This is a genomic window from Candidatus Poribacteria bacterium (genome assembly GCA_026706025.1).
In the GTDB taxonomy this organism is placed as follows: Bacteria; Poribacteria; WGA-4E; order WGA-4E; family WGA-3G; genus WGA-3G.
In genome coordinates this window covers 166,965-190,366 of the sequence record JAPOZO010000063.1, presented here as the reverse complement: position 1 = coordinate 190,366, position 23,402 = coordinate 166,965, and the positions used below count along the sequence as shown (strand labels likewise).

At 47.6% G+C, this 23,402-nt stretch carries 17 protein-coding genes; 5 read left to right on the top strand and 12 right to left on the bottom strand.

Features of this window, described 5'->3' with window-relative positions; translation table 11 throughout:
* Positions 1 to 8: 8 nt before the first annotated feature.
* Positions 9 to 914, top strand: a complete 906-nt coding sequence (locus OXH00_15690) for a phytanoyl-CoA dioxygenase family protein (protein ID MCY3742457.1) — start codon at positions 9 to 11, stop codon at positions 912 to 914.
* Between the two features lie 160 nt (positions 915 to 1,074).
* On the opposite strand, the gene OXH00_15685 is transcribed toward OXH00_15690, so the two are convergent.
* From OXH00_15685 to OXH00_15670, 4 genes are all read right to left on the bottom strand, one after another.
* A complete protein-coding gene (locus tag OXH00_15685; protein MCY3742456.1) occupies positions 1,075 to 2,277 on the bottom strand; it encodes a phytanoyl-CoA dioxygenase family protein in 1,203 nt (400 codons plus the stop codon).
* A gap of 59 nt (positions 2,278 to 2,336) precedes the next feature.
* Positions 2,337 to 4,418 carry a SpoIIE family protein phosphatase gene (locus OXH00_15680; protein ID MCY3742455.1) on the bottom strand — a complete coding sequence of 694 codons (2,082 nt, stop codon included), beginning with the start codon at positions 4,416 to 4,418 and terminating at the stop codon, positions 2,337 to 2,339.
* A gap of 28 nt (positions 4,419 to 4,446) precedes the next feature.
* Complete coding sequence (locus OXH00_15675) at positions 4,447 to 5,475, bottom strand: RRXRR domain-containing protein (GenBank protein MCY3742454.1); 1,029 nt, start codon at positions 5,473 to 5,475, stop codon at positions 4,447 to 4,449.
* A gap of 190 nt (positions 5,476 to 5,665) precedes the next feature.
* Complete coding sequence (locus OXH00_15670) at positions 5,666 to 6,241, bottom strand: GNAT family N-acetyltransferase (GenBank protein MCY3742453.1); 576 nt, start codon at positions 6,239 to 6,241, stop codon at positions 5,666 to 5,668.
* Positions 6,242 to 6,586: 345 nt separating this feature from the next.
* Here OXH00_15670 and OXH00_15665 point away from each other — a divergent pair, with 345 nt between their 5' ends.
* From OXH00_15665 to recQ, 3 genes are read left to right on the top strand one after another with little or no spacing between them, the layout of a single operon-like run.
* A complete protein-coding gene (locus OXH00_15665; GenBank protein MCY3742452.1) occupies positions 6,587 to 7,162 on the top strand; it encodes a DUF488 domain-containing protein in 576 nt (191 codons plus the stop codon).
* A gap of 11 nt (positions 7,163 to 7,173) precedes the next feature.
* Positions 7,174 to 7,665, top strand: a complete 492-nt coding sequence (locus OXH00_15660) for a DUF488 domain-containing protein (GenBank protein ID MCY3742451.1) — start codon at positions 7,174 to 7,176, stop codon at positions 7,663 to 7,665.
* Positions 7,662 to 10,445, top strand: coding sequence for a DNA helicase RecQ (gene recQ / locus OXH00_15655; GenBank protein ID MCY3742450.1), 2,784 nt, complete (start codon positions 7,662 to 7,664; stop codon positions 10,443 to 10,445). Before OXH00_15660 ends, recQ begins: the two co-directional genes overlap by 4 nt.
* A 148-nt stretch (positions 10,446 to 10,593) precedes the next feature.
* On the opposite strand, the gene miaA is transcribed toward recQ, so the two are convergent.
* The 8 genes from miaA to OXH00_15615 form a co-directional block, all read right to left on the bottom strand.
* Entirely contained in the window at positions 10,594 to 11,517 is a 924-nt protein-coding gene (gene miaA / locus OXH00_15650) for a tRNA (adenosine(37)-N6)-dimethylallyltransferase MiaA (protein ID MCY3742449.1), read from the bottom strand.
* 2 nt (positions 11,518 to 11,519) lie between these two features.
* Positions 11,520 to 12,032, bottom strand: a complete 513-nt coding sequence (locus OXH00_15645) for a hypothetical protein (GenBank protein MCY3742448.1) — start codon at positions 12,030 to 12,032, stop codon at positions 11,520 to 11,522.
* Between the two features lie 19 nt (positions 12,033 to 12,051).
* Positions 12,052 to 13,152, bottom strand: a complete 1,101-nt coding sequence (gene mnmA, locus OXH00_15640) for a tRNA 2-thiouridine(34) synthase MnmA (protein ID MCY3742447.1) — start codon at positions 13,150 to 13,152, stop codon at positions 12,052 to 12,054.
* Positions 13,153 to 13,498: 346 nt separating this feature from the next.
* The gene (locus OXH00_15635; GenBank protein MCY3742446.1) at positions 13,499 to 14,305 is read right to left on the bottom strand and encodes an RNA polymerase sigma factor; all 807 of its coding nucleotides are present in this window, start codon (positions 14,303 to 14,305) and stop codon (positions 13,499 to 13,501) included.
* Between the two features lie 13 nt (positions 14,306 to 14,318).
* A complete protein-coding gene (locus OXH00_15630) occupies positions 14,319 to 15,749 on the bottom strand; it encodes an ABC transporter permease (protein ID MCY3742445.1) in 1,431 nt (476 codons plus the stop codon).
* A gap of 343 nt (positions 15,750 to 16,092) precedes the next feature.
* The gene (locus tag OXH00_15625; protein ID MCY3742444.1) at positions 16,093 to 17,259 is read right to left on the bottom strand and encodes a mandelate racemase/muconate lactonizing enzyme family protein; all 1,167 of its coding nucleotides are present in this window, start codon (positions 17,257 to 17,259) and stop codon (positions 16,093 to 16,095) included.
* Between the two features lie 111 nt (positions 17,260 to 17,370).
* Positions 17,371 to 18,561, bottom strand: coding sequence for a HEAT repeat domain-containing protein (locus OXH00_15620; protein MCY3742443.1), 1,191 nt, complete (start codon positions 18,559 to 18,561; stop codon positions 17,371 to 17,373).
* 469 nt (positions 18,562 to 19,030) lie between these two features.
* Positions 19,031 to 20,230 (bottom strand): hypothetical protein, encoded by a 1,200-nt coding sequence (locus tag OXH00_15615; protein MCY3742442.1) that lies wholly within the window; start codon positions 20,228 to 20,230, stop codon positions 19,031 to 19,033.
* Between the two features lie 315 nt (positions 20,231 to 20,545).
* Here OXH00_15615 and OXH00_15610 point away from each other — a divergent pair, with 315 nt between their 5' ends.
* A complete protein-coding gene (locus OXH00_15610; GenBank protein MCY3742441.1) occupies positions 20,546 to 23,254 on the top strand; it encodes a M14 family metallopeptidase in 2,709 nt (902 codons plus the stop codon).
* The last annotated feature ends 148 nt before the right edge of the window (positions 23,255 to 23,402 follow it).

The window sequence follows — 23,402 nt, the reverse complement described above, 5'->3', positions numbered from 1 at the left end:
GGCAATAGATGGGACGAACCTACAAAACACTTACCAAATCAGATGTTAATCATTTCATTGAGAAAGGGCATATTGTTCTAAAGGACTGCTTCCCACGCGAATTGGCGGAAGAGTGGCAGGCGTTCGCTTTTAAACGACTCGGTTATGATCCCGATGATCCAGGGACGTGGGAGCAACCGCGCATCCATCTACCTTCGATGAATCGCGTGCCGATTCAGGAAATCGCGCCGAGGGCATGGGATGCTATCTGTGATCTTGTCGGTGGTGAAGACAGGGTTATCAATCTTCGGGATAACGCAAAACCGACATGGGGCGACGGCTTTATTATCAACTTTGCGTTAGGCGCGGACACACCTTGGCAACCACCTTCTCCAGAGGTGAGCGGTTGGCATAAGGATGGCGATTTTTTCCGCCACTTCTTGGATAGCCCAGAACAAGGATTGCTCACAATCGTTGTCTGGTCGGATATCTATCCACAGAGTGGTGGAACGTTTGTAGCGTGCGATTCTGTCCAGCATGTTGCACAGTGGTTATATGAACACCCAGAAGGGTTGTTACCAAGCAGCGGTTTTGGGAAACTCATTGGCAAATGTAAAGATTTTGTAGAGATTACTGGAAACGCGGGGGATGTTGTATTACTGCATCCTTTCATCTTACACGCCGCATCACAGAACCCGTCTCGCCGTGCGCGTTTTATTACGAACCCACCCGTCGGTCTCGCGGAACCGATGAATTTCAATCGTGAGAACCCGGACGATTTCTCGCCGGTGGAATTAGCAGTATTAGATGGATTGGGGAAAGATCGTTTGGACTTTAAGCCGACAGCACCGCGGGAACGTTTAGTACCAGAACGTGTTAAGCGTCAAAAGCAAATGCTGGAGGAACAGAAAAAGCGGCTTGAGAGGGGAGAGTAGGCGAGGTTGAATGAAGATTAATTTATTAATTCGGTAATGCCGGAACGTGCGATGAATCGCACTACTACGAACCTGACCGTTTGTAGTAGGGCAATTCATTGCCCGTCTAAGCAAAAACCGGTTTTCGACAACGGAGAAAACCGAGCAGAAACCCAATAGTTTAAAGATCAAATTGGGTTCGACTTTGATGGCATGCCTTGCCTTTGCCGCGAATAATATCTGCCTGATACCATGTATCCACCGCACGACAGATAGTGTGACTCTCACCGAGGCGTTGTCGCATCTCGGATTCTGTAAACCAGTCGTAGCCATCGTTTGCGAGAGCATCAAGGTCAAGATTCTCATCAGAAAAACCGTAGACCCGACAGATACTGTCTTCCGTCTCAACATCTTCAATGTAGGACATCCACGGCACTTCCAAATCAAGTTGGGTCTTAGCAAGTTCTTGCATCGAACCGATTCGTGCGCCAACATCCCAACCGACAAGTTTCTCCTCTTCCCAACCTTCACCCCCCGGCAATTTCCATTCTCCGTTACGATGCAGTAAAAACTTTGATTCTTGCGTTGATGTATCTTCAATAAGGAGACGTGTCGTCGCAATCGGTTTGTCAAAACAGACGGGTATGAGACGTTTACCGTCATCGCTTAATGCCTCCAACGCGACAGGGTTGTAAGGGTAATACCCCGCTGCGGGGGGTGCGTTCACTGCACAATACTTATTGAAAATACCGCATCGGTCTTCAGTCGTGGTTCCCGCGGGTGCTTTATGCCAGACATGCTCGTTGACGACAAGCAGATCGCCTGCCTTGAGTTCGGGATCAATGAAGGGTGCCAACTGTTTCGCATCGGGACGGGTGAGGTCCAAGATACGTGCATCTTTGTCAATCACCTGCGTCAGTTTGTGCGATTTGGGGGACACGAGGAAGGGGCCATACGCTGCATCGAAATCGGTCAGCGGAATAATCGCAAACACCCAATTCATTGATGAACCGACAGGTCGCCAGCGTTTGTAGTCGCAATGTGCACCAGCACCCTTATCACCAGGTGTTCGTAGATAGGCGACGTAAGCAGTGAGATGCGCCGGTTGCCCAAGCACAGATTCCACAGTACCAATAACCGTTGAATGTTCAACAATCGCAGTGAGTCCGGGTTCAGCGAGTCGGTTGCCGCTGACGGTGTACTTCGCCGGTTGCGGATACTTAAGGGTTGACGGATAAGCGTCGCGTTTCACCTCATGTTGGACGACGCGCCGCAGCTCATCCGCTTCTTTCGCGGATAAAACATTACGCACGATTATATAACCATCTTCATGGTAGTCTGCGATCTGTCGCTCGGTGAGAGACGATGTTATGGTCGCAGTCATAATGAAAGCTCCTTAGAAAATAATAGCGCAATTGATTGCGCGTTTGGAGAAAAAATAAGTTACTTCACCTTAATGACAACAAGCGTTATATCATCCGCCTGCGGTTCCCCGTCCGCCCACGACGCGCTCGCTTTGAAAAGATGATCAATAATAGCATCCGGGGGTTGATCTGCTACCTCTTCAAACAGTTCCTTCGTTTTTGGATAATCTAACATCTCGTTTTCAGGGTTCAACATCTCTGGTAGCCCATCACTCATAAGCAAAACCGTATCACCACCCTGGAGATCCAATGATGCTTCTTCTCGCTCAGCTCCGATGAAGCCTCCTAATGGTATCCCTTCAAGAAGTATCTCCTCAACTTGGTTTTCTTCTGCTCGATAGATGAGTGCAGGCGGCATCCCTGCTCCTGCCAGCGTCAGTTTGTTGCCGTTGAGTGTAGCGAGCGTCATTGCCATGTACAACCGTTTCAGGTTCATGCTCTTAACACCCTGTGAGATTCGTTCAAGCGTCTCCAAGTTCCCTGCCTCCGGTGGCGATGTTTTGAAAAGACTTTTAACAGCGGAAACGACAAGTCCGGCGTTCATGCCGTGTCCTGTAGCATCTCCAACTGCAATCGTGAGCCGATCGTCCGCCGTGAGATTGTAGTCATAATAGTCGCCACCGACCTCTGTCGCAGGTCGCATCTCAAAGGCGACATCAAGGTTAGGCAATCGCGGTGGAGCTTGCGGTAGCATTGACAACTGAAGTTCACGCGCTGCTTCCAATTCCTCCGTTTTTCGGGTGTTTTCAACTTCCAAAAGCTGACGCTCAAGTGCCTCCGTCTCAAGTTTCCGTCTCGTTCGAGAGAAATTACGAGCAAGATATACCGACATTGAGAAAAGTGGCGCGAGGGTGATAGCGAGCGTACTAAATTGCCAGCTTATGTTTCCATCATATTTTGTATATGAGACGAAAAAATCGAACATGAACGGCAGGATAATAGGCATGAGCGAGCCTAGCCCAAAAATCCACGCGCCATCTTTCTTCTTGAAGATGGCGACGATAATCACACGCGCCATCTCTAAAAACGTGAGGACGGTTAACAGTTGTAGGAGTAGAAACCCAGCGAGTGTTATCTCTAATTGAATTGGGACATTAGCCACTTCGATATATACTGTAGTTGCCCGGAACGTTGGGACAGTATCAAAACGAAGGAAGATCAAACAGATAGTTATAACCCAACCGATAAGAAAGAACCAAGACAGTTTGGGCAACTTCGGATAAAAGAGCGTGTAGAGAAATCGCATTCCCGCCAAAAATATCAGTACATAGACACACGCAAGTAACTGAAGTAGAAACAGAATTTGTGTTGGATTTGTTAAAAGACCAAGTTGGAAAAAAAGAAAAACAAAAGCCCCAATACTCCCTGTCGAGATCGCAAAATAGAGGTTTTCTCGTGCCCGCGGATAAAAGATAAACAGTAACAGGTGCTGCAGCATCATGAAAACCGAAATCGCCGTCCACACCATCTGAAAAGTGGTGCTTTCGTGAACAATAGCGACACGCGATTTAATGTTTGAATTTAACCGTGTCAGTTTAAGACCGAAACCGAGCACAGGCATCGACGGATCAGAAGAGAAATTAGAATGCCGAACCGCGATGAGATGGTCAGTTTTTCCTGAAAACAAAATTACCTGTGGATCTCGCTCCCAATATGGTTTTTCTTCTCCCTCCCGTGTTCCCACTGTCCCGAATTCATAAATCAACTCCCCGTCAAGATAGATTTCAGACGCACCCATTTGATACGTCACATGGAGTGCCAACGGCAAATTCCAGAGCTGCTCATCAGGAAGAGACAGATGAAGTCTGAACCAACCGATACCCTCCCACTCCTTTTCGGAGAGTTTCTTTCGAGATAGCAGTGTACTCGTGGATTTCCACGCGGTATCGTCAAAAGTTGGGCTTGCCCATTCTCGGTTATCACCCGGGTGATACTTCCAAGGTGCTGAGAACAAATCTGCCTTGCCTGAATTCACAGCCTCTAATGTCAACACGCGTATACCGGTGACCGGCACAGGTTCACTATCTTGCGCGGGTGTTTTGAAGATGAATCCGAATACTATTAAAATGAGATAGGATATTAGAATTAATCTGTGTTTCATCTAATCTTCGGGCAGGAGCCCCAATCCTTTAGGTTTGGGAGGAATGCCCGCTCCTATAGTTAAAGTTAAGGCGTGTTAGCACTCTAAAATCGTTTCGTTTCGCACCTGTTGTCAGGCGTTTCCCTTCAAGCGTATAGATAGAGAATAAACCTTTGGCATTCACACCCGCAAGGCGTGTCAGACCATATTTGGCGTGCTTTATCAATGTGTTTTTGACGAGACCGTTTCCTAACACAGTGCCGCCATATCTATCTCGCTGCCTGCCTTTTGCCTCTTGTTCTCTATGGAGACTCCTGCGTTTGATGCGGATAGGGGCTATACAGAATATATCGGTATTCTCAGGAATAGAAACACCCCCTACGGTGTGATGTGCCAGACACCAAGAATCTACGCAATGTGCGTTAAAGGTTTCTGCTAACTTGTCAGAAGACTTCTTGAGTCCTAACCGATCGCGTATTTCTTTGGTTTCCCACCCTTGTAATGTTAGCAACTGCCACCGCTTTCGGATTTCCGCATAGAACCACTGCTTACCGACTTCCAATGGACTAAACGATTGATTCCATTTCTTCGCACGTTCTATTGTCCGTGCTTTAATGTCTTCTACACACACATGCGTGACGGGATACAACTTTGATAGCCAATCCAGTATCCGGAGTTTCCAATCCCATCTCGCCCGTGTGCCCGCAGGTATCTTTGCCTTCCCCGCATTCCGGTTCTTTCTGTTCCTGCGATTCGGACACTTACGCGAACGTCTACTCCGACGCAGTTCACGACGCTTGGCAACTTTCTTGCCGACACCGCTATGAGCGTCCGCTTGGATATTCAAATACGTATGAGATTCGGATTTGACGGTGAGACCTTCCTTCTGACTGCCGGGGTCTACACCGACAACTATATCTTGCGTGTATGCTTCTTCAGTCTCATAGTTAAGCCGAATACAGAAGATACCGTTAGACCAATAAGGTGTCGCTAAGCCTTTTTTGATAAGCATCCCTGCTTTGTTTGGGTGTGTCGGCATAAGTTTCTTGCCCGACTTGCTCTTGACTGGAACAAACATCGTTTGTAGTCTCCCTTACGGGTTGTGTGTTGCCCCTTCCAGATCGCAGTATCCAAAAGTGAATCAGACGAGGGGAGTATCCGAAACGTTGGATGTGCTACCACACAGAGATACCGCGATATTTTACTGTAGAAAACTGTTTAACTTGTGGAGTGGACGTTGGGTATACGCTTCGCACAAGCCCAAGTCTTTAGACTTGGGTAGTTGACCTTAAAAAACCGTACGTTCTCAAAATCGGGTGTTTTATGACAGATGCGACTTCTGTCCAAGCCTCTTGACTATTCTCACGCGAAAGGTCTGGGATAAACCCGAAATCAAGGTAGACTTTGACCGCCGCAATTCGTCCAGTTGACGTGCCGAGAAAACAACACTCGTGGGACTGCTTCAGGCGCGTCATCGCTACAGACATCATCGGTTTAGATAACCCATGCCCTTGATAGTCCGGGTGAACTGCCACCCAATGGATCTGTCCCCAAGTTTTGCCATCCATATCCGGTTGCCACCACGCCGTGATTGTGCCGATCTCTTCGCCAGTGTCCGTGGTAAGGAAAAAACTCCGATCCTCCATCGCCAAAAAATCGCGTTCAAACTCACGCGCAAAAAGTCCATCATCAATGTCGATGTAGGGTTCTGCCGCTTTTTGAATCCGCGTCCAGATATGCCCTTCATTGGGACGGTAATTGCGGATCGCAAAACCTTTTGGAATAGGGAATTGGGGAATATTCTCCATGTTCTCACGGATCATTCTGACACTGTAGTTTTTCATGACTGGATATGAGTTTGCAGGAGCTTACATTCTGAACACTTATTTCTCGTGTAAGTTATAGTGAAGCCCACAAATAAATGAACATCTTTGTAGCATGATGCACGTCGCATCTGGGCGAGTACGCCGCAAAACTGTTAGTTTGTGCCAGTCTGAATGCCTGTTATAGGTATTCAGACTGTTTGAGGGTGCCCAATTAACTATAGGATTTACTATAATATAGCAAATCCTACATAGAGATGGCAAGGATATTTTGATAGTTGTCAGTTATCAGTAGGAGAGATTAGAAACTTCACCAGCAAAGGAGGACATAGATGGAACAGAATTCGGTTGCTTTTTGGTGGAATTATGTGGTATCATTTACCTATTATGGAAAAATCACCTACCGCCATTCCAATTTACACAATCGGCTATGGCAGCCGATCAATAATGGAACTCATTGAAGTGCTACACCAGCATGAGATCAACTACCTTATTGATGTCCGCTCGGCACCCTATTCTCGCTATAAGCCGGAATTCTCCAAAGCACCGCTCGCGAATGAACTCGAACGACACGGTATCCGCTACGTGTTCATGGGAGATACTCTCGGCGGCAGACCGGACGACGAAGCGTGTTACATCAATGGGAAAGTTGACTACGAAAAAGTCAAAGCCACGGCGTTTTACCAGAGCGGGATTGAACGCCTGCACACCGCTTTCGTGCAACAACAAAGCGTCGTGCTGATGTGCAGTGAAGGGAAGCCGGAAGAATGTCACCGATGTAAACTTATCGGTGTGACACTCACAAGGCAGAATATACCAGTCATTCATATCGACGAAAACGGCGCGCCAGTGACACAAGAAAAAGTCGTTGAGCGTCTGACAGGTGGGCAATTGTCAATGTTTGGTGAAGATACGTTCCACTCTCGAAAAAAATACTCGTAACTTAATCCACTATGAAGAAAATCAAAATTGTCACCATCGGTGTATACGGCTTTGACGAAGCCGTTTTTTTTAATGCCTTATGCCAAGCAGGTGTTGATACTTTCTGCGATATCCGTAGTCGGCGGGGTGTCCGCGGTGCGACTTACGCATTTGCCAATAGCAAACGTTTGCAAGCACGCCTTGCAGAACTCGGCATCCGATATATCTATCGCAAAGATATCGCGCCAACACAAACTGTTCGAGACAAACAGGCAGCAGCCGATAAAGCCACAAAAACGGCTAAACGCAAACGGACTGAACTTGGAGAAGCGTTTATTGAAGCCTACCATATCGAATGCCTTGATGCGTTTGAACCACAAAATCTGCTTGACGAATTGGGACCGGACGCGAAAGTTGTCGCGCTTTTTTGTGTGGAAACTGCACCGGAGGCGTGCCACCGTTCCTTGGTAGCCGATAAACTGGCGAAAACATTTAATCTGGAGGTCGAGGATATTCTACCGTGAGAGTCTTAATTGTTGCGAAAACCCGAATGAACAAAGGGGCGTGTATTGGCGCAATTACAGAGACAGGAAAAAGCGTGCGGCTCATTCCGTATAACGCCGATCCCCACGATGGCGCGAACAATGAATATAACGTTGGCGATATTTGGGAAATAACTGCCGAACCCGTCCCAGAACCTGCACTTATTCCACCGCATAACGAAAACACTATCGTTCGTGAAAAACACCGTCTCCACGTAACAAAAGATACAAAAAGCTTGGTGAGTGCTATCGAACTCCTGATGCCGCCGCAAACAGGACATCCGCGTGAACTCTATGAAGGTTTATTGAAAAGCACAAGTAGTGGTTCGCTCTACATCGCTGTGGATGGTGATATCCCCTCTTACAGCACTATGTTTTGGAGGCCAGATCAACCGCTTACCCGTGATACAGAAGGAAGGCGAATACGATATCGCTACCCCACCGAAAATGGCGGATGCACGCTCACCTTTGTCGGTTTTCAAGAACCGCTTGAGACAATTCCAGCGGGCATGCTCCTGCGCGTGTCTCTGGCACATCGGTGGAGACCCAAAGATCAGCCCGACGCTGAAGAACGACACTATGTCCAGATATCTGGCTGGTTTTCTCAAGAAATAGAACAAGGAGAACTAGAACAGCCCGGAGAGCAGGAACAGCCGTCACTCCCAACCCCGAAGCAAACCCCGTTAGAGATCCTCACAAACATTTTTGGGCATGAACAGTTTCGGCCATTTCAGGAAACCATCATCAACCACATCCTAAAACGGCAGAATGCGTTGATTGTCCTACCCACAGGTGGTGGAAAATCACTCTGTTATCAATTACCTGCCCTCATGTTTGATGGTGTAACCGTTGTTATTTCGCCACTAATTTCACTCATGCAGGATCAGGTAATGCAACTACAAAATCGTGGTATCCGTGCAGCGTTTCTCAACCATACTGTTGGGAACACAGAATACGTCGCCACGATGCAACAGGTAAGACAAGGTGAAATCAAGCTACTTTACCTTGCTCCTGAAACGCTCGTTCGCCCTGAAATACTTGTTATGCTTGATGATTCAGATGTTGCCTGCCTTGCGATTGATGAAGCACATTGCATTTCAGAATGGGGACACGACTTTCGGCAGGAATACCGACAGTTGGTTTCCATTCGCGAACGATTCAAAAACGCCGTTTGCGTTGCCCTAACAGCTACTGCAACCCCGCGGGTTCAAAACGACATCAAGAAATTACTCAAGTTTGACGACGGAAATGAGTTCATAGGCAGTTTTGACCGAGAAAATCTATTTATCGCTGTTGAACCGAAAGTTGAATTACTGGAACAGACACTCGCGTTTCTTAATACGCATCGCGGTGAATCTGGCATTATCTATTGTCAAACCAAGAAGCAGGTTGAATCGCTCTGTCGTCATTTAACTGCCAGACGTACCCCAGTCCGTCCGTATCACGCAGACCTTGATAATACAACTCGGAAACAGAATCAGGAGGCTTTCATTAATGGCGAAATCCAAGTGATAGTCGCCACAATCGCCTTCGGTATGGGAATCGATAAGGCGGACGTGCGTTTTGTGCTACACGCTGGATTGCCGAAGGAACCTGAATCTTACTATCAAGAGATCGGACGTAGTGGTCGCGATGGACTTCCAGCGGAGTGTCTCTTGCTATTTAGTTACGGTGATGTTGACACTATTAATCATTTCATTGATCAAGGTGCAGAATCCGAAAAACGCGGACGACAAGAACGATCACACACCCTGGTTTCGTGGGCAACCTCAATAGCGTGTCGTCGAAAAGTGTTGCTAGCTTATTTTGGAGAGGAATACGATCAGGAGAATTGTGGGATGTGTGACAACTGCCGTAAATCAGAAATAGAGCGAGTTGACTTGACGGTACCCGCACAAAAATTTCTCTCGTGTGTCGTCCGGACAGAAGAACTATTCGGGGAAGCGTATATCATTGATATATTACGGGAGTCAAAGCGGAAAAAGATTCTTGAGAACAGACACAATGAACTCTCTACGTATGGCATCGGTATGGAATATAGCAAGACGCAGTGGAGATATTTGTCTCATCAATTCCTCCAACAAGAATTATTAGCACGAGATACCCAACACGGCAGCCTCCGTGTGACTCAGCATGGATGGGGAGTACTGAATGGAGGCGATCAGTTTTGGGGGTTTTCGGTAGAATCGGTACACCACCTCACATCTGAAGTGCTGACTGAATACGATCCCGAACTCTTCAAATTGCTCCAGACCGAACGAGACAGAATCGCTGACGCGGAAGGTGTACACCCTAATGCGGTTTTTCACGATAAAGCACTGCAAGCAATGACGACCTACTTTCCGACATCTGAGGAATCGTTCAAAGTGATGCCAAGTGTAGGCCCCGCAAAAACCGAAAAATACGGTAAGGTCTTTTTGCCTATTATTCGTGCCTATTGTAAGGAACATGAAACGAAGCCGGTAGCGCGCTCAACTGAAGCATTGAATACTGATCCACCAACCTCTACAGAACTGAACGCACACGCTCTAGAACTTTTCGAGCAACTTCGCGATAAACGCAAAACTGTGGCAGATAAAGAAGAGGTAAGGGCATTCCGTATTTTTTCTGACAAGATCTTAAAAGAAATGGTCACCCATTTCCCACGAACGCGAGAAGCGTTCGGGCAGATTCGTGGTATTGGTCCCGCGAAAATTGAAAAATACGCTGATGATTTCTTACCGATCATCCGTGACTATTGCAAGGAACACGGTATTGATTGAAAACTCTTTTTACTGCATCTCGGAAGCATTTTAAACCCTTGAAGGTGCTTCCTGCATCACAGGAATCACATAACTCCGAATTGTCACACGGCTGATGAAATCAACAGAGAATTTAGTCTCCAATACATCAATAACCAATAACCGTAACCTACTCTATACCCCCAATTTTCTCTAACAGGTACGCGACAATATCTGGTTTCGAGTTTCGATCCACCCACTCAAGACGGGTATCCTTACGGAACCACGTTAACTGCCGTTTGGCGAAGCGACGGGTGTTCTGCTTCAACTGCTCGACCGCTTCCAGATATGTACATTCTCCATCAAGATACGCGATTAACTCTCTGTAACCAAAACTTCGGAGCGCGAGGGTATCACGCGCATAACCCGCTGCTAACAGAGATTCCACTTCGGCAATCAATCCATTCGCAAGCATCACGTCCACGCGTTGTCCGATACGCTGATAGAGCAGCGCGCGCGGCATCGTCAGGCAGAAGGCGATAAACGGATACCGCTGGCTCCCTTGATCCCACTGTTGCTGGTGTTCAGACATAGGCGTGCCTGTCAATTCATAGACTTCCAAGGCACGGATAACACGGACGACGTTATTCGGATGAATCCGTTCCGCAGACGCTGGATCGCATGCACGGAGTCTTCCGTGGAGGACATCAACTCCGCGTTGTGCTGCCTCTTGCTCAAGTCGTTCTCGAAGGGCAATATCAGCATCGGGGCCTTCAAACAAACCGTCAACAACTGCACGAAAGTAGAGCCCTGCACCACCGACGAGCAGCACTCGTTTCCCTCTATTTTGGATGTCGGCGATCGCTGTGTCTGCAAGGGATTGATAGTCTGCAACGGAGAAGGGTTGGGAAACGTCCACACAGTCTATCAGATGATGCGGTGCCGTCTGCCGTTCTTCAGGGGTAGGTTTGGCAGTGCCGATGTCCATCTGCCGATAGATTTGTCGGGAATCGACAGAAACGATTTCGGCGTTAAGGCGTTGTGCAAGTTGAATGGCTATCTCTGTTTTGCCGACTGCTGTGGGACCGAGGAGGCAGAGGAGTCCGGCTTTCATTTTCAGGATGCTACCGCTCCCAACTTGGGGAACCAACGTGTAAAGAAGGCAACAGCTTTGGGGTCCTGTCGATGCGGTGCGAACAGGTATTTGCCCCTGCTTCTCTGTGAATAAGAGAGTACATAGATACCAAATGCATTGTAACCAACAGCAACAACGCCAAATGCATTTCCGCCAATGGCGATAATGCCAACCGCATTTCCACCGATGGCAACAATCCCACAAACGTTAATGCCAATAACAAAAACGCCAGCCACATTCATACCGACACCGATAATATTAGCGAGGTTTACCCCTATGGCAAATATACTATAACTTATCGTTCTACCATCAAACATAGCACCTGCGTCCATAAACAGGGAGACAAGCCACTGTGAGAATCCCCAATTGGGTATGATAATACAGACAGTAATGATAATTACGAGGGAAATTAAAATTGTGTAAACAACACCCCATCTTACCAGATACGGTTTAAACGCCTTTCTGAAGTTTTCGGGTGTAAATGTAGTTTGCATTTGGGAATCCGTATTCGGGTTACCGTTCCACAGTGGTGTCGCGAGGGTCCACAATCCAACCACCGCCGAGGACGTATTCGCCATTGTAAAAGACAGTGGCTTGTCCGGGGGTGATAGCACGGCGTGGTTCGTCAAATTTCACGACCGCCTCGGTATCGCTGATAGGCGTGATGGTCGCTGGACCGCCGTCATCACGGGATCGGATTTTGACGTGCGCACGGATCGGTTCCGTTAACTTCTCAATGGCAATAAGGTTGATACGCTCAACGTGCATCGTGTCCTCAAGGAGGGCATCGGAGTCACCGACAACAACGGTATTTTCTGTTGCATTGAGCTGTGTCACATAGAGGGGTTTGCCGACGGCTATACCTAACCCTCGCCGCTGTCCGACGGTATAAAACGCGACACCATCATGTTTACCAAGAACATTGCCTTTCCCATCCACAATATCGCCGCCCTCAATTTTCTCAGGGACTCTATGTTGGAGGAAACGTCTATAATTAGTGTCAGCGACAAAGCAGAGTTCTTGGCTCTCGATTTTTTCAGCGGTGCGCAATTGGTACTTTCGGGCAAGGTCTCGTACTTCGGATTTCGTGTATTCACCGAGCGGCATCATCGCACATTGCAACTGTTCCTGCGTCAGCGCGGCGAGGAAATACGACTGATCTTTGCTCACATCAAGTGCTTTGCGTAAGAGGTAGCGTCCAGTTTCTGGATCCTGCTCAACGCGAGCATAATGTCCAGTGGCGATGGCATCGCACGCCAATGTTTTGGCGAGATCAAGCAGTCTACCAAACTTGAGTTCTCGGTTACATACCATACAAGGGCTGGGGGTTCTGCCGACGAGGTATTCTTCCACAAAGTAGTCAATAATCTGCTCGCGGAAAGCGTCCTCGTAATTCACGCCGTAGAAAGGGATACCGAGTTGCGTGGCGACGCGGCGTGCATCCTCAATGCCTTCAAGCGAACAGCAGTTCGGACGCTCTGGGTCTACCTCAATAGTATCAGGCGCGCCGAGGCGCATGGTGATGCCTGTGACATCATAGCCTGCGTCAACCATCATGGCAGCAGTGACGGAGCTGTCTACACCTCCGCTCATTGCAACGAGAATTTTTTTCATAGGACTACTCAGTTAAGTTAGAAATCTGGCGTAAACACGCTTACCAATTTTACTTAATTATACCACATAATAGCCGATTTGTCAGGCAAAATTTGGGGCACTTCCAGGACGATTTAGTTTTCGCGTATGGCCCCCATTTTCAGCACGAACCTTTGTCGCCCAGACACGGGAACCCTTGTAGCATAAACTTTTAGTTTGTGCGTGTATGGGTCGCAAACTGGAAAGTTTGCGCTACAAAAGGGAGAACTAAATCACCCTGGAGGCACTTCCAGGGCTATTTAGTTTTCGTTTTTTGTCCAAACGGCGACATCAACACCGACAATTAGCTCAGTATCCCCTGTCTCTCTTACATCTTTATCTTTGGGAATTCTTTTCCGAGTTGTGCCAGTATTTTTTCCTTAATATCACCCATCATCTTTTCCAACACTTGTTCGAGCATTTGTGTATCGGGAATACTTTTTCCGAGTTGCCCTTGAAGTTCGGCGTGAATCTTTGTTTCTATGGTGCCGAGCATCTTAGGCACAAATTCTTTTAGAATTAATTCTTCAGTCGATTGATCCAGTTCGCTTTTACCTTCTTGTGTCATGTGAAATTCTTCTCCTTGTAAGTGTTCGCGTAAGCGTTCACGTGCCCGGTAGAGCCAACTATGAATTGTGTTCACCGATACCCCCAAAAAGTTGCCAATCTCTTTAGTCGTCATTTCATCAAGGTAGTGGAGCGTGACGACGGTGCGTTCCTTTTCCGGAAGTCTTTCGAGGAGTTGTTTAACAATTTCATAATAATGCTCAGCAGTTTCTGTTTCCCGCTGTTCCGACATATAACGCGTATAAGAGAGTTTCTCTACAATATTTTCTATACGTGGGTCCTCCAAGGATTGCATCTCAGGTTTTTGCTTTCGTAGCCAATCAATGCAAAGCCGATTGGCGATCACATAGAGCCATCCCGCAAAAACATTAGGATTCCTGAGTGTAGAAAGGTTCTGATATGCTTGGAGGAAGGTGTCTTGTGTGATCTCTTGAGCATGGTGAAAATCACCGATCTTCTGCCACGCCAAGGCGTGAACGCTTTTTTGGTATTTTTCAACCAATGTGGTAAATGCGGTGTGGTCGCCCGCTAAAATATCATGAATAAGTTGAACGTCATCTTTTTCCATCGGGATACTCCTCTCAAATATCCGACCTGAAGAATTTTAGGAACGCTATACTTGTGAACCCACCTGTGAAAAAGCAGAGCAATAGTAAATCCAGAGCAGCGTGCTGGAGCATCTCTCCCAAAGTCAATGCCGTCAGCGGCGGCGGAGCCGGCGGGGACGGGATTTCTGCTGTTTCGATGAGAGCAGCGTCTGACATTTTGCTGAACATTTCTGCATCCAGCACCTCATAATAGCGAGTGCCCGTTTGAAAATACGTATTTCTTTTGACCTGACCGGTTTGTGTGGCATCCGTTGCCAGAAAAATGAAGGAGGCTGTCGGCGTGATCCGGGAAAAGTTTATGCCGATTTTATCCTGCCATTTTCTTTCTTGTTCATAACGCCTGTCGAGTTCTGTTGCGAGGTCTCGGTATTTTAACCGCGCCGTCTCTTCAAGCGGGAGCATCTTCGCATTCATTTTGGCGACAAACGCTTCATCTAATCTAAAGAAGCCGGTCGTTGCCTCTCCCTGCTTAGATTCCTGTACCATTTTACCCATGATTTTGTTTCTTTCCGTTTCGAGAGTGGCATGCAATTCTGCTCGCCCCGCTGTCTTTTCCCTATAGACGCTCTCCGCTGTTGAAGTCGGTGCGAGGGTTTGTGCTGCAAGAAACCCAACTCGTGGTAAGATCAGAACAGCGAACACCCAAACGGTAAAGGCGACAATGAGTGCAGTCTTGGAACTGTCAAAATAAATCGAGATCACAGCACCGATTGCAAAAAAGACCGCAATATAGAGCAGCGAGATGCCCATGAGGTAGAGCACACGCGGAAAGATGTCCGGTTCAGCCAATGGAAACCCTTGCCAGACCAACACGAGTAAGCCGATGATTAATGAAACTAAGAACGGAACGATGAACACAAGATATCCACCGATGAGTTTGCTCCACAAAAAGATATCGCGCGGAAGGGCGTTGGCGAGGGTTATCCGAAGTGTGCCTGCTTCTCTTTCTCCCGTAACGGCATCAAAGGTAAACAAGAGCGCGAGCAGACTAAAGACGGCACTCACAACGAACACAAAATCAAGATGCCCTAAAAGAAAGGCGATTGGCGCGGTAGACAGCGCCGCTTCCCCGCGCTGTATGCCGTTGCGCGTCATACCGAGATAACTCGGTAGCGCAGCTTCTAAGCCCATCCCAAACACGCTTAAAGGTGTCGGCTTCAGAATCAATTTGGAAACTTCAAGATTCGGATCTATTCGCTGTTTCCGTAGCCAGGGCTGCTCCGCTGGGTCCTTATTGTTTTCGTCTTTGACGGTTTCTTGATAGTCAACTTGGCGTTGGAGATAACGATGGTAATTGATATGGAAGTTGAGTGGGATGAGCAATACACACATCAGAAGCAATGCTATAAACCGAGCACTCAGCAGATGATGCATCATCTCTTTCTGAATTAGAGTAATTAACATAACAAAGCCTCCATTCCGATGGGGTCGTTTGCAATAACAACCTCGTCGTCAATATCCTCAGGAAAACGTTGTCCACGTCCCGCATTTCAAATCGTAATACATAACAAGGATCATATCCACTTGCGCTGGCATGATACCCTTAGACGTTAAAGACGAATTTTTGACCGGAATGCTTGCAGAACATGAAAAAATGGAGGTGGAGGATGCCGAAGCAAAATCGAGAGGAAGCCTGGCGCGTTGATCAGGAAATTTTCAATCTAAAAATTGACACCTATGGTGCGGTGTTTTTGCTGGGGTGTTTCTTCTAGGAAACCGCACCGACTTTAATTGGAACAGTTAAGCGTTAGGAGATCTGCCAATCTTCCTTTCCGGCGTAGCGGTCATCGTAGACATCTTCATTGAGTTCCAGTCCGAGTCCAGGAGTATCCGGGACTGTGAACGTGCCACCGGTGAAGGTGTAGCCAGAGGTATCAATTACATCGCTGGTGAGGGTTGCGACTTCGCCATAGAGGAAATGGGGGATGGTTTTTGCGAATTGGAGACTGAGGAAGAAACCGAGCAGAGAACCCCAGTTATGCGGTGCACATTGGACATCGTGCGCAGCTGCCATATCCGCAAGTCGCCGCCATCCAGTAACGCCGAGTCCCTTCATATCGTGCTGGATGACATCAATAACACCCGCTTCAAAGAACGGATCATAGAATTCAAGCGGTTCACGCGTTCGGGTTTCGCCATCGGCAATGAAGGTTTTCAATCCCTTGTCTTGGATGAAGGCTTTCAGGTTGCGGTACAATTCAACGTCTTCTTCAAACATCTCCTCGATCCAAAAGACATCGCAATTGCTGGTTTCATTGAGGAAGGTAATGACCTCGTCATAGGTATATGCGTTGTTTGCATCGACGAGGATATTGAAATCTTCACCTGCTGTGCTACGTGCAAGTTGGACAAGCTCAATATCGCGTTGTAAACCCGCTGAACGTTCCATGAGGTGGTTACCCCGCCCGATTTTCATCTTGCATGCGGTAAACCCGTTAGCGAGGCTGCTCTTAACATCGTCTTCAATCCGTTTGAGACCTTCGGCTTTGGTCTCGTAGAGGAGATCGTTGAAGTAGATAGTGCTGTCGTAAGCAGGTAATCCATTTGAATTAACATCACTGCCCATGAGTTGATAGGCAGGTTTATCGAGAATTTTGCCGATAATATCCCAGAGTGCATTTTCAAGCCCGCGAAATTCTTCAACAACCCCATCTTCAGGGTTCAAGAGGTCAAACGGATTTCGATTAAGTACGGCTTCGGCATCTTTAGCGGACGCTGCTGCCCAATTGCCAACCCCCCATCCGAGCGTCCCATCGTTGGTATAGATACGGATAAGGCGCTCATGCCACTTTCCATTCGGGCCGGGCTGTTTTATCTCTTTCGCACCAGAGTTGCAACCGATTGCGGGTTGGTCAATCTCGACGGTAACCTGCTCAATTTTGATAATCTTGATGTCGACGGGATAATTCTGCATAGCCGTTAATCACCTTCCACTATTCGGTCAGAGAGTTTTAGCATTTGACTGTACACAATCACTCACCAGCGTTGGACACTTCGGCACTCGCCAATTTTACATCCCAGTTACCTATTCTTCAAGGACAAGGAGCAGTTGATTGAGTTCGTCCCTCACCATATCGTTGGTTTCCTTCTCCTCGTAGAACAGATAAATCTTATGCGGTAGATTGTCGTACTGGTCCGCCTCTTCAACCTGCTTAATTAGGGTAGGTTTCTTAAGCAGTTGCACGATGCGAAGCCTATCTTCGTGGTCGATGATTTCGGTATCCGTTAATAATTGGATCAAACGTGCAGCCAAGCCATCAGCAAGTCCTTTTTCTGCATAGTGGTTCAAGGTGTCAATAGCGGCTTGTTTAGTATCGGGACCTGAGCCATTGGTCAGAATTGCGACGAGATTGTTAACGGCACCTGCGTCAGGATATTCCCGCAATGCTATAGCAATATCTGTACGTACGGCATTATCAGAATCTTCAAGTGCATCAATCATCTTAGTCGTGGGGTGTTCTTTGAGGAATATCATAGATTTGGCGGCGGCCCGTCGGACATCCACGTTACTATCAGTCAATCCCTCGATGATTTTTTGTTCGGAGCCTTCATCGCCAAGCAGATAGAGTGCGGTGTTAATTTCCATCTTCAACCCTTCATTCGTAGTTGAATTTTGGAGTGTTTTTAATCCCGCGCTGGCGGATGCGTCCCCTATATCTCCTACGATACGGACGAGTTGAATCTTCACAGCAGATGGTGTGTTGCTATCACCAGCTGCCGCCAGGATGTCGTTAATACCTGGACTGCCGATTTCCTGCAAGATATGAATGAAGTCGCCGTGGACATGGCGATACCGGTTTTTAATAAGGTCTTCCAAAATGAAAGGTACGGCGGGTGCGCCCTTATCAACAAGGATTTGTATAGCATCCTTCTGTATCCTATGGCGTTCATCAAGGATTTGCAGGATCTTCTTCATCTCATATTCACCCAATTCACCAATGCGTCGGTCCCGCTCAGTTTTGTACCTGGCATCCACTTTGTGGACCCTCGCAGCACCGGATGAAAGCGCGTTACTGTAGGCAATAACCAAGAGTGCACGCGGTTCAACCTTGTTTTGCTCCTCCTGTTCCGCACGTTCAAGGTGCCCAACGGCTTCCAGCGTGAGCCCTGCGTCTAATAACTTACTCCTGCCGACTTCAAGCTGGGTGATGACCTGTTCCTGACAACCGATGCTCACAACCCCTATAAGCAGTAATATCATCAAAGTTTTCTTCATGTTCCGTTTTTCTTTTCCTCCTGAAATCTCAATTAGACTCACCCGTCCGTGATGCGTATCGCGTCCATGCGTCATGAAGATAATGAAGGGCGCGCATTATTCAACTGCTCAACCTATAAGCAGATAAAAAAGAGCCAACCGAATACCCTTTCGTTGGGCTTGTGGCATCAAATTTAGGATAAAACTTGCAGGTTCTCCATATCGCGTTTATATTTGCACATCTACCGAATAGTCGTTACAGATCGGGATAAGTACTGATGTAAGGAATATTCTAAAATAAATACACTTTTATGTCAACAATTTAAGGCACAACTCACAAAGCGGTTCAATTTTCCTACCGAATCACAGTTCATGCTGCTGTGGAAACCGACTCCCAAATACCGAATTTAATTTATATAACACGCGCGGCAAACGGAAAACAGAACGCCCTTCTACGGAAGATGCCATCCTATAACAAGGCGAATTTAGATCACTGAACTTCATTAAGGAGTTGGGCAAGTGGAATTCTGACGAGATCCTCTTGCTCCTTCTTGTCGTGGTACTCATGAAGCTTGGACCCAAGATCTTCGATCGTCTTTAAGGCTTTAATCTGTTTTTTAAACGGCTCTCTCCGTAGCAGCTGCACGAGATAATAGCGGTTGTCTGGATCGCTAACCGTTCCGCCAATAAGTAACATAGTGGCGCGTTTTGCAAGACCTCTGGCGAGTTTGTTCTGCCCATAAACGTCAAGCGTATTAATCGCTGCCTGCTTCGGGTCTTTGTTCAATTCACCAGTGATGATATTCATAAGTTCATCGGTAGCAGCTGCATCCCTATGGACTGCGAGTGCCTCTACAAGCGATGTGACAACTTCGGAGTCCTCGTCTTTTAACCCTGCGATGAGCGTTTTCGGCGATATCCCCTTGATATTTACCATCGCTTTCGCGGCGGCACGGCGCACCGCAACATCACTATGACTGATACCAGCGATGATGTCTCTTTTATAGGATTCCTCCCCGAGCTGATAGAGCGTGGTGTTAATTTCCATCCTGAGTCCAGGCGCCGTGGTTGTTTCCGACTGAACGGATTTTAATGCGTCCACAGCTTTCGCGTCGCCGATGCCAGCCAATACCTGAACCAATTTACCTTTGAGAGCGGATGAGGTCGTCTCATCAGTCAGTCTGGCCAAAGTGAGGTCTAATCCAATAGGTCCCATATCAACCAACATCTGTGTAAAATCGGCGTGAAGTGAGGGATACCTCCCCTTGGCAAGACTGTCGAGAATTAAGACACCTGCGTCATGTCCCTTGTCGACGAGTGCTTGTAAGCCTGCTTTCCGTACCTGTGAAGGTTTACTGAGTACCTGCAGGATGTGTTTCATCTCAGCCTCTGTCAATTGTTCAATCCGTTGCTCCCGTTGATTTTTGAACTTGGCTTCATCACCACCCGCATTGGCATCCCCAGTGGAAAGTCCGTATGAATAAGCGATAAGAAGTAGCGAGCGAGGTTCGAGTTTATTGACCTCTTCCTCTTCTGCCTTTTCGAGATGTATAACAGCTTCTAAGGCGTTCCCGCTGTCAATCAATTTACTTTTGCCTACTGTTAAGTTGCTCGGTCCCTTCTGTTTTGTTTCACACCCTAAACTCGCGAGCAACAGAACAACGATCGGAATAATTACAAACCTTTTCATTGTGATCTGCTCTCCTCCTGATTTTTGTAGTATGGATACTCTGAATATGAATTGCGCTTTTTAATCCACACGTGTAACTGCGCGTCAGGTTAAATTGTGGCTTTGAAATATTCCCCTATAACAATACCACAAAATCCTAAAAAAGTCAAGTGTAGATTTCGATTTCTACAGCAGCGGTCAATCAGCGATTATAGGTTGTCAGTGATCAGCAGTCCGTTGCCAATTAATTGAATAAGGTTGACATGCGCGCGAGTTTTGATTATACTAAAGATTAAAAAAACTCTGTAACTCGCGCCTATAGGAAGGAATTTTCTCATGATTTTTTTTCGTTCTCATTGTGTCAATTCTGTATCGCTATCTCGCCAACGGAAAGCAGATTTTCAGGAAATTAGAGCGACAAAGTTATGGAATATACTCGGTGTGTTGCTCATTTGCACGGTTTTGCTACAAGGACCAACATCCGCGCAGCTGATGGCACCAGAAGAGGTCCTCGGATTTCAGGTCGGTTCGGATTATCAAGTGGCAGGTTGGAAAACTGTTTCCGATTACATGCGCCATGTCGCAGCAAATTCAGATCGGGTTTTGGTGGAAGAACTCGGAAAAACAACCGAGGGCAATGCTCTTCTGATGCTGCTGATTTCCACACCGGAAAACTTGGAGAACTTGGCGCGTTATCAGCAGATTCAGAGAGAATTAGCGATTCCGACCAAACGTAGTGTCGAACTCGACGCACTCGCGCAAGAAGGTAAAGCAGTTGTACTGATTAATTGCAACCTCCATTCCACAGAGATCGCCTCCTCGCAGATGTCAATGGAGCTTGCACATCAATTCGCAACAGCCGAGACCCCGCGAATCAAAGAGATCCTTGAAAATGTGATAATTCTGCTCATCCCTTCCGCAAATCCCGACGGGTTAAACATCGTAGTGGATTGGTATAACCGCACCGTCGGCACGCCACACGAAGGGTCGGAAATCCCGTGGTTATATCATAAATATACAGGACACGATAACAACCGCGACTGGTTTATGTTGACACAGATAGAAACACAGCTGCTGACACGAGTGCTTTATGAAGAATGGTTTCCTGAAGTCGTTTACGATGTGCATGAGATGAGTTATCGCGGTCCTCGATTTGTGATACCACCCTATTTTGAGCCGGTTAATCCAAATATCCCGCCGCTTCTACAGCGGACGCTTTCGCTCATTGGTGCACAACTCGCCTTTGACTTGACGAGCGACGGGTTCACAGGCGTACTTTCAAGCGCCGTCTATGATACATGGTGGCACGGCGGATTTCGGACAGTACCGTATCGCCATAACATGGTAGGCATCTTGACGGAAGCGGCGCGAGTGGAAATCGCAACACCGATTTTCCAACCCCATCACACCTTAAAAGGCTACCGGCGAGGACTTGATCAATATGCACTTCGCACGAATTTCCCAGAACCGTGGCCCGGTGGCTGGTGGCGATTGCGCAATATTGTCGACTACGAGAAGGCGGCGGCATTCTCAATCCTCAATTTCGTCGCCGAGCATCGGGTAACGCTGAAAACAAACTTTTATAAGATGGGACTCAATGCAATCGCAAAAGGGCAGGATGAACCCCCGCGGGCGTTCCTCATCCCGACTGAACAACGCGACATTCACACAGCACTCAAGATGTTGGATATTCTGAAACGCGGCGGCGTACAGATTCATCAGGCAAACGCCCCGTTTACCGCTGACGGTGTAGAATATCCCGCGGATACATACGTTGTGTTGATGTCTCAACCGTTTCGGGCACATGCGAAGGATCTGCTTGAGGTGCAACGCTATCCAGAACGCCGTCCATCCCCCGAATCACCGCCCGAACGACCTTATGATATTGCAGGTTGGACGCTACCATTACAGATGGGGGTGCGGACGATCGCGGTTGTGCATCCGTTCGAGGCGGATTTAGCACAGCTGCCGATGCTTCCAACGATGGAAGGCACGTTGGATGGTACACCTGAACCGACAAGTTACCTATTTGAAAATCGAACGAACGCTGAGGCACTTTTCCTCAACCATCTGTTCAACGCGAGATTCGGCGACGACAGTCCTAAATATAAACTTTATTCGGCGCGACGGGATGTAGAACTTGCTGGCAAAACGCTGCCTCGCGGGGCTATCCTGATCAAGACAGTGGAACCGCCACTACAGCAAATTGCGGAGTTGAATGCACTCGCATCGGAATACGGCATCCACATCCACGCCGATGCATCTATTGACGAAGAAAATCTCGGTCGTATATTTTCCAGAGTGGACGCGCCGCGCCTTGGTCTCTACAAACCGTGGACAGCGAACATGGACGAAGGGTGGACGCGCTGGGTTTTGGATACACACGGGTTCAACTACAATAGTCTCACGAATGCAGAAATCCGAGCGGGTAATTTGGCAAGGCGGTACGATGCTATCATTTTGCCGGATCTGGGTGCTTCGGGTATTCTCAATGGACATTCAGCTGGAAAATTACCACCGGAATATACCGGTGGCATCGGGACTGAAGGGTTGGCGAATTTGCGGACGTTCGTGGCCGACGGCGGGACGCTTATTTGTTTGAATCGTGCGACGGAACTGCCTTTGAAATACTTTGGACTTGGTGAAAAGGGTATCGTTAATGTCGTAGAGAAAAATAATCAGCCGAACGAAGACGCGTTTTTCTGCCCGGGTTCATTACTGCGCGTTCGGATAGACACAAGGCATCCGATTGGATACGGATTAGACAGCGAGATGGCAATCTTTTTTAAATCGGGACCTGTTTTTGACGGTGTTCGCGGCGATTCAGAAGCCGTGGCGACGTACCCCGAATTCAATCCATTGATGAGTGGGTGGCTTGAAGGTGAAAAACGGATTCGTCAGAAGGTAGCACTTTTGGAAACACTATTGGGCAACGGACGCGTGATCCTGTTCGGTTTTAAACCGCAGCATCGCGGTCAGTCTTATGGCACTTTTAAGTTGCTCTTCAATGCGATCTATTATAGCGCGATATCAGAAGATATGTAGGTCTATGCTTTGGTAAGTGCTGATACTTGAGCGGTTTCAGTGAATTTTTCGCTTGCCAAAGCAATGTCAAATGGACTAAAATTGTTTGACACAGAAACCGATGAATACCAACCTTGTTGACTTCAGAACGACAAAATAAGGAAGACAA